Raw genomic sequence first — 12675 nt, 5'->3', positions numbered from 1 at the left:
CAAAAAATCTATACACAGCGCGGTTAGCGAGATACATCAAGTGCATCGCGCAATGCATCGCCAATATAGTTGAATAAAACAACAGTAATAAAAATGGCAAGGCCTGGATAAATGAGCAGCCACGGCGCCGTTTGTAGAAAATCTCTAGAACTGAGTAAAATTGTGCCCCACTCAGGATCCGGCGGTTGCACACCGATTCCGATGAGTGAGAAACTAGCTACCAAGATGATAGCATCCCCTAAATGTTGAATAATAACAATCACCAACGGCGGCAACACATTCGGAAGAATATAGCGCCACAGAATTCGTAGATTTGAAGCACCTGACATACGAGCAAAGGTAATGTACTCCGCGTGGCGTTCAATCTGTACGAGGCCTCGTGTGATACGTGCATATTCCGCCCATTTCGTAATGCACAAGGAAATGATTACATTCGTTATGCTAGGTCCCATAATACCGATGAAAGCAATGGCAATCACCATGTTCGGGAACCCTAGTACCAAATCAATCAAGCGAGATAACCAACGGTCAATGCTAGGTGTAGAGAATCCTGCTAACCCACCAATAGCGATACCGATGGCCCCACTAATGCCAATGATGGTGAAAGCAATCCCTAAAGAGGCTTTACCACCGTACAAAATACGAGACCACACATCACGACCGAGTTGGTCAGTACCTAATAGATGGGTACTACTAATGTCTTGTAAGCGGTCCGCGATACTCGTCGTTTCAGGATCAAATGGTGCTATATAGGGAGCGCATAAGAAAAATGCGATCCACAGAGCTGCTAATACCAACATAACGTATAAAGTATAGGGCTTTCGTCTATTCATAAGAGCCTCCTTTTATGGCGGCTCTTCGCTTCGGATTCAGCCAAATACTCAATACATCAATGATGATATTGATAATAATGAATACCAATGTAATCCAAATGATATAGCCCTGCATCAATACAAAGTCTCGCGCCATAATGCCTTGTACCATCATGTACCCAATACCCTTGATGGCGAATACTGTTTCAATAACAGCAGAGCCACCAAGCATAGCGCCCATCGTTACGCCCATCATAGGCAATAACATCAGTCCTACATGAGGGAATATATATCGAATAAATACCATCCACTCTGGTAAGCCTAATGCACGCGCTCCTTGAACGAAGGGACGCCTGGATATCTCTAAAATAGCATTACGCAAGCGACGGATATATAGTCCACATAGCCATAGAGCTAATGTAACAGCTGGCAATATATAAGCAGAAAAACCATTTGTGTTCGTTACTGACACTAGCTGTAATTTAACGCCAAATAAGTAGAGCAACAATAGGCCCACCCAGAAGCTAGGAATCGCTAAGGCTAGAAACGTCAATAATCGTACACCATGATCTACCCATGAATCCTGATACTTGGCGGACAGCATCCCTAATGGAATGGTCACTACAATTCCCATGACAAGTGCTAGTGATACGAGGCCCAATGTATTAGGCAAGGCCCCCGATAACAATGTGCTTACCGGCATTGAATACAGGATCGATTCCCCAAAATCACCTCGAACAATTTGTCCAAGCCAACGCACATACTGTTGCCACCACGGATCATTGAGACCTAATTGTTCTCTTAATTGAGCCACCAACACCGGATCAGGCGTGGCACCCACGAGATTAAATTTCATTGCCACCGGGTCGATAGGCGACAATTTAATCAATACAAATGTACCGATAGTAACAACTAGTAAAATACCAACTATACTCACCAAACGCTGTAGTATTAATCGATACAATCCATCACCTACCTTCTTTTATTACTAAGAAACTATCCACCTTTATTGTAGCAATAATATGCACATCCATGTATACCCATCCAGGTATATTATAACTATTCTCATTATGAAAGTTTCACATAACGAAAAAACAGCCCCTCATACGAGGAGCTGTTTATATGTATACATTTTAAATTATATTATTGCATATGTGTTTTTTTTGACACTGTGTTAGTAATAATAGCTTTTGCCATATCGCGATTGACAGGACGTTCAAAATAGATGGAATGGTTTTGACCATCTTTTACCCATGTTGCAAGGTATACCATGTAATTACCGCCTTTGAAAGTCACCTTTGTGCCGTTTACTTTTTCAGTAGCCGTAACTTTATAATTGTTGTAATCGCCGCTGATATCACCTTTTGTAGTACCTACGCGATATACAATACGTTTGCCTGCTGCTTGATTGCGCGTTGCATCTTCGCCAGCTTGGTATACATATACTACTTGTAATACATCTTTTTCGATAGTACTTACAGACTCAACATTATAGCCTACAGGTAATACTTTAGGTAGATGAGGCATAATATTCATGTATTTAGCGGCTTCATCAATAGTAGCGAATTTATGAATTGGACTTGGCATACCAACCATTGGCGCTGCCTGTTCTGCAACTACAGGTTTAGCTGGATCTGGTTTTACATCAAAAGTACCTTGCGCACCGGCAACAGTGTAAGAACCTACACAAGCACACGCAACTGCCATTAATACAAATTTTTTAACCATGAGTATAATCTCCCTTCGCGTAACATAAAAATTATTAAAAACACATTTATTTTGTATGTGATTTTTCCTCAACAATATTACGGATAATAGCCTTCGCCATATCTCGTGTAACGGGGCGATAAAAATCTAAAGAATGATTTTGTCCATCTTTCATCCACGATGCAAGATAAGCCATTTTGTCACTGCCTTTGAAAGTAACCTTTGTACCATCTACACTTTCAGTTTCTATAACCTTATGAATTTTATGGTCACCACTGATATCACCAGTTAACTTAGATGAACGATATATAATATATGCGCCTCCATCTTGATTATAACATGGATCCGCACCAGATTTATAGACATACACAACTTGTAATATATCTTTCTCTAAAGTGATGACAGATTGAATATTAAAGCCTACAGGTAACAACTTTGGCATCTGTGGTGTAATATTCATATACTCCGCCGCTTCTTTAACTGTGGTGAACACATGTACAGGACTCGGCATAATAAAATTTGGTTCCGTAGGTTCAACTGAGATTCCACCAGTCATAGACACAGAACGATTCCCAACAGATAGATCGTGAGCACTAGTAATGCTATAGGAACCAATAGCTGCACATGCTAAAGAAGCCACTAGTAATGTCTTTATCTTTGTTGTCATAACAACAATCTCCAAAAACAAATTTTGTAAAACTATATTTATTAAAATATACTTAATAAATATATCCTAAATGATGTAGGATTTAAAGTAATAAATGCTACCTATATCATTTTAACAAGTTTAGTATAATAGTCTGTTATTTCTTATGAACCATAAAGCCTGCCGCTTGTTGGTTCGCCATGATGGTCACATCAGAGATTTGCATGCGCTTAGGTTGATTTGTTACATACAATACAACATCTGCCACATCCTCTGGTTGAACGGCTTCAATACCAGCATATACAGATTTTGCGCGTTCCGCATCACCGTGAAAGCGCACTTCACTAAATGGAGTTTCTACAATGCCAGGTTGAATGGTGGTAACCTTAATATCTGTAGTTATAGTATCCATACGAATGCCATCGGCCAACATTTTGACAGCGGCCTTAGTAGCACAGTAAACGGCACCGCCTGGGTATGCGTAAATCCCAGCTGTAGAACCCATATTTACAATATGACCTTCATTTTTATCAATCATGAAAGGTAATACTGCCTTTGTTACATAAAGAAGTCCTAATACATTCGTATTAATCATTGTGACTGCATCTTCTACGGTACTATCTTGAAATGGATCGAGTCCCTGTGCCAGACCTGCATTATTTACAAGTACATCAATGCCACCAAAAGCTTCGATAGCTGGTTTTACCTTAGCATCTACATCTTCACGTTTGCTCACATCAAGTACAAGCGTATCCACACGAATGCCATATTGTTGCTCAAAATCTTCCTTAATCGCCGCCAAGCGGTCTGCACGACGACCAGCAATCAATACATTATCTCCATCTTGAGCGAATGCACGGGCACACTCAAGGCCGATACCAGAAGTAGCACCTGTAACGAAAATTTTGCGGTTCATATGTATTCCTCCTTCTATTTAACAGTGATGACAGGGGCGGAAAAAAGACACGCTATCGCGCAAGCGGGACCCGAAGTCTTTTTCCCGCCCCTATCATCACATACTTTAAATACATCGGTCCTGAATTACATAATAAAACACAAAGATTTTCATTACTAAACAAAGAAAAAGAAAGTAATTCAGGACCTCTATCAGATTGTGTCCTCTCTACGGTAGGGCCAAAGTCGGGTTTGGAAGCCCATCTGGACCTGTTTTAAATACGTTATCCTTATTTCCCGCAAAGATTTTTGTTACGGGGAAAGGGAAAGTTGTAATTCAGGGCCTCAATTATAATTTATGTTTAGTGGATCCTTCTTTTGGATTTGTATCGATTGTTTTACCAAGTTCGGTTTCATTTATATCTTGGATTTCATAGCCCCAGCGTTTTAGCATGGTTTGTTGTTCTTGTTTTAGGAAATCGAAGAATTGAATGCGATGTTGCTCTGGGCTTTCATAATATCCAATTAAAGCAGTCCGATATTCTACTTCACGAGATTTTGTTATCGTAATTGGGCATAATCCATTCTGAATAAGGTTCCCATTCATCATGAGCAGAGCGGTTCGTTTATTGCCATCGCCAAAGAACTGGTTACGAGCCATCTCGGCATATAATAGAAGCGATTGTTCCAACGGATTATCCTCTAGCTCTTGGCACCTAGCTATTAATTGGTCCCAACAGGAATTTAAATCCAAAGGATTAGGCGGTGTGTAACTTGTACCACCTATAGCTACTGGTGCATTGCGAAAACCACCAAATCCTAGCCGGTTCTCACTTTCAGAAACCAACTTATTATATTCGATAGTCACTAACTTATTAATCTGAAATCGTTTTAACCGCAAATCCTCTATCAAGGCTTGCCAGCCACGATTAATATTATCTATCTGTCGAGTCTCACTTACACTGAGCCCCGCCACAGAAGTACCACACACAATCGTCTCAACCTGCGGATACGTTGCCGTGTTTCCCTCCATCTGAGCCATATCAAACACAAACTGAGCACGCAACTTCTCAGCGATAAACAATGCCAAATCAAAACCTACATAACCATTACTATCAGCAGTCACAACATCACCTCCCTACGTCCATTCAACTATGATATGTATAACACCATTTTACCATATTTCTACTTATATTATTTCAACGAACATGTTGGCGCTAATTTAAGGGGAAACATAAAAAGATTGGGCCTATGGCTGTATTGACTGTAGAGATAAGAAAGAACCCCTTTCGAAAAACGACTTTACCCTCACTGTGGATTTCCAACGATTATGCTGGCGCTAAAAATAGACTAATGTAGATAGCAAAGAACCGATAGGGTTCTGAAAACGACTTTTTCCTGTTCCTATCAACAAATGTGTAGGTGCTAATTTAAGAAAAACATAAAAAGATTGGGCCTATGGCTGTATTGACTGTAGAGATAAGAAAGAACCCCTTTCGAAAAACGACTTTGGCCCTGCGGAGGCCGAAGGCCGGAGTCAGACCCGGCCGGTGGAGTTTTTTGGAAGGGGTCCTTTCTACTACGGCAATTAAGCTAAGAGCCCAATCTTTTTATGTTCTATTTTAAATGCGCCAACATATCGTTGAGAACTTCCATACAATCCCCAACAATTCCATAGTTAGCGTGCTGGAAGATTTCTGCATTTGGATCATTGTTAATGGCCACGATTGTATCGGCACCAGAGATGCCGCTTACGTGTTGGATAGCGCCAGAGATACCAAATGCCAAGTATAGTTTAGGGCTTACGGTTTTACCGGTTTGGCCTACTTGGTATGGCAGTTCAATCCAGCCTTTTTCAACGAGTGGACGGGTAGCGCCTACAACGCCGCCGATAGCATCAGCAAGTTCGTAGAGTTTATCAAAGTTTTCCTTTGAACCCATACCACGACCGCCAGCTACGATGATATCCGCTTCTTGGATATTATAACCAGACTTGCTGAATGGAATAAAATCTAGCCGTTTAGTGCGAATGTCTTCGGCCTTTAGGTCAAATTGTTCAAGTTGGATACGGCCCCAACTGTCCGCAATGCGCTCAGGTTTTTTGAATACATTAGGACGAACAGAGCCCATTTGTGGACGATGGTTTGGCGAAATAATTTCAGCCAAGATATTGCCACCTAAAGCAGGACGGGTCCATTCTACAAGGCCTTCTTCTGTATCTACCGTTAGGATAGTGCAATCTGCTACAACGCCATTTTGCATGCGACCAGACATGCGCGGTGCTAGGTCACGGCCATTGTTGGTAGCACCAATTAAAAGGATATTCGGTTTATGGTCTTCAAAGAAATCCGTCAATACCTTTGTATAGCCATCCGTTGTATAGTATTTCAAGAGGGGACTTTCAAAAACGTGAACAATATCGGCACCATGAGCCACAAGTTCCTCCGCCTCAGCTTGTACGTTTTCACCGAGGAGCATGACTTGCACGAGTTGGCCCAGTTCTTTGGCGATGCGGCGGGCTTGACCGATAAGTTCATACGTAACTGGATGCACTACGTCATCGATGGTATCAGCTACGACAAAAACGTCTCTGTATTCATCAAAATTTGTCATTATCGGTCACCTCCTTCGGAAACAGCATCAGCTTTAGCGGCCTCTGCTGCAAATGTATTTGGATCTACCGCCTTAGGTTCGCTAGGCACCACGCTTTCAACAGACGCAGCTCGCTGTACTGGGTCATTTACGTCAATGCCCTCATCGTCTTGCGCCTCTACAACCGGTGTGTCATTTGGCACCAAAAGGTGTGCGAACTTTTCAGGCTTGATGTGGTACGCCAATTCGAGCACCTTTTTGGCACCTTCGTCGACGGATGAAAGCATTTCTACCTTGCCACGAAGCGGTGGTTGGTATACCTTGCGTACCCGTGTTGGGGAACCGGTAAGGCCAATGCGGCTTTCATCAATATGAGGCATATCACGCAAGGTAATATGATTAATAGTATATCGTTTCGCGTAAATGGAGCTCCAAAGGCCAGGTTGACGTGGCTCGTTAAGTTCGGCTGTCGTCGTCACAAGCAATGGCAACGGAGCTTCAATCACTTCATAACCGTTCTCGTGCTCCCGCTTTACAATCGCCTTTTGAGAGGCTTGGTCTACGGAAAATTCACAAGCATAGGTAGCTTGCGCCATACCGAGTTCCTCTGCGATTTGAGGGCCTACCTGAGCTGTATCGCCATCGATAGCTTGTTTTCCGCAGAAAATGAGTTGGAACTGACGGTTCATGGTTCGTTGAATATGACGAATAGCAGATGCAATCGTATAACTTGTAGCCAATGTATCGGCACCACCAAAGGCACGATCTGTTACGAGCACCGCATCATCAGCGCCTAACGCCAAGCATTGACGCAATGCCTCTTCGGCTTGTGGAGGCCCCATAGTCACAACCGTAACGCGACTGCCTTCAATTTGGTCTTTCACAGTTAAAGCCGCCTCAAGCGCGTGCATGTCGTAAGGGTTTACAATACTAGGCAGACCTGTGCGGATGAGATTATTTGTTTCCGGATCTAGTTTAATTTCCGACGTATCCGGTACTTGTTTTATACAGACTAATAATTCCATGCACTCACCCCTGTCTAAACTCTACGCCCTTGGCGTTACGAGGATATTTCCAAGTCTTAACAACACTGTGTCCACATAATACGCGACATGTGCCACATTCGAGACAGCCCGCAAAATCAAAAGCAAGCGTGCCGTCCTCTTGCAATGTGTATAAACCTGCAGGACAACCATTCACGAGCTTCATCGCTTCTTCGCGGCTTACGCTTTCACCATCAATAATGATGTGAGGACACGTTTCATCTACATAATATTTATTCGCGCCCAAACGCTCTTCTAATTTCATAGGGAACGCACCCCTTTCCATGCATCACGAATCAATCTGAATAGGCCTACATCCTTGACGCGGCGTAACAATTTTTTCATCAATGGCACCGCACCGTCACCATTTACGGTGAATACATCACGCATAAGATTGTTTACAAATGCAGGATACTCATTAAAAATACGCGGATTAGAGGCCAAGAATTTCGGCATATTTTTATACAATTTCATATCGCGACGCAACCAAGACGCCTTGATTTGTTTTTCGTACAATTTAGTAACGCGATCCATATTTTCGTCGCGTAGCGCCACATTGACCGCCTCAGCTGCGCACATGCCGGACTCGATAGCCAAATCCATACCACGAATCGTGTACCCCAGATTCATGCACATCCGCGCCGCATCACCAACGATGATGTAACCCTTGCCGCCCAATTTTGGCATCGCTTTATAACCGCCTTCAGGCACAAGATGCGCGCTGTGTTCCTTTAATTGACCATTTTTCAAAAGCGGTGCAATTCTAGGATGACTGGTGAAAGCCTCCAACATTTCGTCAACTGATTTATCTGCCAAGCCGATATCCTCAAGGCCTACTACCATGCCTACGGAAAGGCTGTCCTTATTCGTATATATAAAGCCGCCGCCTAGTAGACCATCTGTCATATCGCCCAACGTAAGCCATGCCATGCCTTCATCACCAGATAACATAAGGCGATTCTCGAGGTCCTCTTTTTTGAATTTATATACCTCTTTCACACCCACAGCCATCGTCTTAGGATCTGTAGGGTCAGCCAAACCAGCCTCTTCTAAAAGCACTGTGTTAGCACCTTCAGCGATGATAACAAGTTTTGCATACACCTCATCATCGTGACAACGTACACCTACAACGCGACGTTTTTTACCTTCCCCTTCGGTGATGAGTTCCGTTACCTGTACATTAGAAACGAGCAAAGCCCCTTTCTTCTCAGCCTCTTCGGCCAGCCATTTATCGAATTTAGCACGCAACACAACATAGGATTCTTCATTTTCTTTCACATCTTGGTAACTATATTCGATGGTCGTCATCTCATTGCCAGCACCGATGGAAATGCGTTCCTTTGTCACCTTTCTTTCAAGCGGCGCACGATTTCTAAAATCCGGTATCAATTTCTCTAGAGAATGCGTATAAATACGGCCGCCCATCATATTCTTAGCACCTGGCGCCATCCCGCGCTCAATGACCAACACCTTCACACGCTGCTCCGCCAAACGTAACGCCGCTGCAGCACCCGCCGGCCCTGCCCCTACGACGATAACGTCAAATCTCTCATTTCGATCTATTGCCATATACTCAGCTCCTTTTTATGAAAGCCTAACTTACATAAGTCTATATATTATATATTCACGATACAGATTGAAAATACCTTTTTAACATACCACATGTACATGAAAATTGTATAAGAAAATCAGAACCACCCGTAAAACGGGTGGTTTGCTCACGGGCTATAAGCCCGTAGTACTAGGCCAGCGTCTAAAGGCGCTGGCTTTCACTACGTTCAAGCCGCATAGCCATTGACTCGTAACGGTCCCCTTAAAGGGGATATGTATTACTTGCTACCCTTAAAAGGGTCCTCATATTCTTTTACACTAAGTTTATCTTTCATTTGGTCATGTAACTCTTGCTCACGTATATATTTTTTTACGGTAGCTTCATTTAATCCTACCGTACTTACATAATATCCCTCGGACCAAAAGTGTCTATTTCCAAATTTATACTTTAAGTTTGCGTGTTTATCGAACATCATTAGCGCACTTTTACCCTTTAGATATCCCATAAAAGATGAAACTGATATTTTAGGTGGAATTAACACTAGCATATGCACATGATCTGCCATAAGCTCCCCCTCTATAATCTTGACGCCCTTATATTCACATAAACGTCTCAGTATTTCAAGTAAACTATTTCTGTATTGATTATATATAACTTTACGTCTATACTTAGGTGTAAATACTATATGGTATTTGCATAACCATTTTGTGTGCGCAAGGCTCTGTGTCTTTGTTGCCATATAAAATCACCTTTCTTTTGTATATAATGCGGCTTGAACACCTACATTATACTTAAGCAAGGTGATTTTTTTGTATAACTTTCGGGTTATAGGACAAAACGTGTTGGTACTTTAATCCCAATCATTGAAAGATAATTTGTCATAGTTATGCAAATCACCCCAAGAAATGGCATCCCCCCAAGTTGGAATTATGCCTTGAAGTTGGGCTCTTTCATTCATAGATCTATATATTTTAGAAATACTTGCATCAGTTGGCATTACCTCAAGTATTTCTTTTGCAGAAAGCGGTCTTGGTGAGTGTAAATAACACCACCAAAAGACCGCTTTTATACGTTTTTCTACAGACATCCCTCGATGGTAACGCAATAAACGTCTGAGTTGTGCGTTTACCCCGCCTTCAATAGGGTTATTAGTCCTCGGACATTCTTTATCCAACACCAATGTTTCATCTAAATATCGAAACATTGTCTCTGTATTAATTAACACTACTAGAGAGTTATAAGCTTTTAATAAGCGTTCATGCATAGCTCTTAAATTATCATTACTATCACGTGTCATTTCACTTAGAAACTCTTTAAAAGTCACTCTCCAATTAAATAATCGTTGAATCCATATTTGTGCATCTTCTTGTGTTTTTACACTATACAAATCGCTTGCTAAATCTCTTAACATAATGCCTGCTAATGTTTTAGGCCGTCTAGTAGTGTAACGATGCACTTGCCATACAGCATGAACAATACAACGTTGAAGTTTGGCCGTACGCCAAACTTTTTTTAATGCTTTTCTAAGGCCAGGTCCACCATCAGAAACGACCACAATGGGGGTCGCTATTCGCTGCATAAGAGCTTGCCATGATCGAGACTGTTCTGACCTACATAAATACCATCCTAATACATGTTCACCATCATAACAGATCAAAATACAAGCTTTTTTAGCTAAGTAAATACCATCAACGAATACCACATCTCTCTGGGTTTCAATTTTGGGCGACATAGGCCATATTTTCCAGAAATCAGCTATCTGTCTACGAAATGTACGGCCCTGCCCAGGCATGTCCTGTTGTGTTTCTTTACTAAATAACCAATTTAGAAATCGATGAAAACATTTAGTAGTATTATCAATAGTTTGTGTAAAGGTGATGTTACACTGCTTACAATGCCATCGTTGTGATCCAGCTTTAGTTTTCCCATATTTTTGACAAGAAAATCCACAATTTATACATCTTACTAGCATGATTATTCCCTCCACTTAGAATACGATTTTCTAAGAAGATATAACCTTATTAAAGCCAGTAAAATCAAGGGTTTTGAGATTTTTTACCAACACATTTTGTCCACCCTCTAAGTTTATCAAAAGAACTTAAAATGGCGATAGAGCCAGTAATTTACTGGCTCTATCGCCTATAAAACCAACACGTTTTGTCCTATAACCCTAACTTTCGTTGCCGCACCCGCATAGCGGGTGGTTTTATGATTCGCGACTACGTCGCGAACCAGTCTAAAGACAATAATAAAAAAACTCACACGTTCGTGTGAGTTTTAGTTTGGTGACCCAGAAGGGATTCGAACCCCTGGCCTTTTGATTCGTAGTCAAACGCTCTATCCAGCTGAGCTACTGAGTCATGTACTTGGTACTTGATTATATTAACATAATGACTAGCTTTTTGCAAGCATTATTTTAATATTTTTAAGTAACTTTTTTATAGAATTGCGACCCGAAGGTCGCAGCTCTAAAGTTTGGCAGGGGCAGTAGGACTTGAACCCACAACCAACGGTTTTGGAGACCGCTACTCTACCAATTGAGCTATACCCCTATGCACATCAAGTGTACTTGATACTTGAATATAATACCAAGAAGCGCCCCCATCTGTCAAGGCAATTCTAAGATATTTAAGAATTTCATCTTTTTTATATAATATATAAATTACTATCAAAGTACAAAGATAATTGTCTCCTCACTTTCATGTATACAAACAGATAATTATTCTATAACAATACTATTTATACGAAAAAAGGAAAGAGCCCTTTCGGGCTCTTTTTGTCTACTTAACTTTTATCTTTATATATACGGGAGATGGTATATATAATTAGAGAGTTTTGTATATGTATTGTTTTTTATACACAGGGAGAGTATTGTTGTGTATTTAAGTGTTGTTTTATGTGTTGTATTGTTTTGTGTTGTGTTGTTTGTATTATTTGTAAAAGGGACAGATAAAAGTTATTAAGTAGTAGACCTCCATTTCCTAGTTGATCTCAATCAACTATTGATAGTATAAAGATTCTATATGAATTATGAGTGAATAGAATTTAAACAAATTGTAAAATGAGTAATTTTTTGTGCATATTTATATATGATGTGTGAATCACAAACGTCTCTACGCGCCTCTATCACCCCATACTCTATTTTCTCAGGTACGCTGGTCGGACTCTACATGTAAGTATATATAACAAAAAAGGCTAACCATTTGGTTAGCCTTTTTTAGCTTAATCAGCGACTTCCTATCCTCCCAGGCCGTCTCCAGCCAAGTACTTTCGGCGTTTACGAACTTAACTACTGTGTTCGAGATGGGAACAGGTGGACCCTCGTAGCTATCGCCACTGAATCTGTCAGAGTTTGTACTCTGAAAACCACATAGAAGGTATATATATATATTTGTTGCACATTTCCGCTTATTGTTATTAAGTAAAGCC

12 protein-coding genes, 2 tRNA genes and 1 rRNA gene are annotated in these 12675 nt (G+C 41.2%); all 15 read right to left on the bottom strand.

Features of this window, described 5'->3' with window-relative positions; translation table 11 throughout:
- Positions 1-23 precede the first annotated feature (23 nt).
- On the bottom strand, positions 24-833 hold the full coding sequence (locus VAHSUH02_RS02745) for an ABC transporter permease (RefSeq protein WP_005384287.1): 810 nt from the start codon (positions 831-833) through the stop codon (positions 24-26).
- Positions 826-1776, bottom strand: a complete 951-nt coding sequence (locus VAHSUH02_RS02740) for an ABC transporter permease (protein WP_038149007.1) — start codon at positions 1774-1776, stop codon at positions 826-828. Before VAHSUH02_RS02740 ends, VAHSUH02_RS02745 begins: the two co-directional genes overlap by 8 nt.
- A gap of 179 nt (positions 1777-1955) precedes the next feature.
- On the bottom strand, positions 1956-2540 hold the full coding sequence (locus VAHSUH02_RS02735) for a hypothetical protein (RefSeq protein WP_009661867.1): 585 nt from the start codon (positions 2538-2540) through the stop codon (positions 1956-1958).
- 46 nt (positions 2541-2586) lie between these two features.
- Positions 2587-3186, bottom strand: coding sequence for a hypothetical protein (locus tag VAHSUH02_RS02730; protein ID WP_005384281.1), 600 nt, complete (start codon positions 3184-3186; stop codon positions 2587-2589).
- 136 nt (positions 3187-3322) lie between these two features.
- Positions 3323-4081, bottom strand: coding sequence for an SDR family NAD(P)-dependent oxidoreductase (locus tag VAHSUH02_RS02725; protein ID WP_005384280.1), 759 nt, complete (start codon positions 4079-4081; stop codon positions 3323-3325).
- Between the two features lie 327 nt (positions 4082-4408).
- Positions 4409-5185, bottom strand: a complete 777-nt coding sequence (locus VAHSUH02_RS02720; protein WP_005384278.1) for a Fic family protein — start codon at positions 5183-5185, stop codon at positions 4409-4411.
- 491 nt (positions 5186-5676) lie between these two features.
- Positions 5677-6672, bottom strand: a complete 996-nt coding sequence (locus tag VAHSUH02_RS02715; RefSeq protein WP_005384276.1) for an electron transfer flavoprotein subunit alpha/FixB family protein — start codon at positions 6670-6672, stop codon at positions 5677-5679.
- Entirely contained in the window at positions 6672-7676 is a 1005-nt protein-coding gene (locus VAHSUH02_RS02710) for an electron transfer flavoprotein subunit beta/FixA family protein (RefSeq protein ID WP_005376408.1), read from the bottom strand. Before VAHSUH02_RS02710 ends, VAHSUH02_RS02715 begins: the two co-directional genes overlap by 1 nt.
- Positions 7677-7680: 4 nt before the next feature.
- Positions 7681-7959: a ferredoxin family protein gene (locus VAHSUH02_RS02705; protein ID WP_005384274.1), complete on the bottom strand. Its 279-nt coding sequence runs from the start codon at positions 7957-7959 to the stop codon at positions 7681-7683.
- Positions 7956-9263 (bottom strand): FAD-dependent oxidoreductase, encoded by a 1308-nt coding sequence (locus VAHSUH02_RS02700; RefSeq protein ID WP_005384272.1) that lies wholly within the window; start codon positions 9261-9263, stop codon positions 7956-7958. The genes VAHSUH02_RS02705 and VAHSUH02_RS02700 overlap by 4 nt, the downstream gene beginning before the upstream one ends.
- 260 nt (positions 9264-9523) lie before the next feature.
- Positions 9524-9985, bottom strand: coding sequence for an IS200/IS605 family transposase (gene tnpA, locus VAHSUH02_RS02695; RefSeq protein ID WP_105112041.1), 462 nt, complete (start codon positions 9983-9985; stop codon positions 9524-9526).
- Positions 9986-10096: 111 nt separating this feature from the next.
- Positions 10097-11218, bottom strand: coding sequence for an IS1249 family transposase (locus VAHSUH02_RS02690; RefSeq protein WP_005384160.1), 1122 nt, complete (start codon positions 11216-11218; stop codon positions 10097-10099).
- Positions 11219-11529: 311 nt separating this feature from the next.
- Positions 11530-11606 (bottom strand) — tRNA-Arg (locus tag VAHSUH02_RS02685).
- Between the two features lie 116 nt (positions 11607-11722).
- Positions 11723-11798: transfer RNA gene (locus tag VAHSUH02_RS02680), tRNA-Trp, on the bottom strand.
- A gap of 672 nt (positions 11799-12470) precedes the next feature.
- A 5S ribosomal RNA gene (gene rrf / locus VAHSUH02_RS02675) occupies positions 12471-12587 on the bottom strand.
- Positions 12588-12675: the final 88 nt, after the last annotated feature.

This window comes from Veillonella atypica KON, from assembly GCF_002959915.1.
Classification (GTDB): domain Bacteria; phylum Bacillota; class Negativicutes; order Veillonellales; family Veillonellaceae; genus Veillonella; species Veillonella atypica.
Note: the sequence above shows the minus strand (reverse complement) of the source record. Positions and strands in the feature narration are given on the sequence as shown.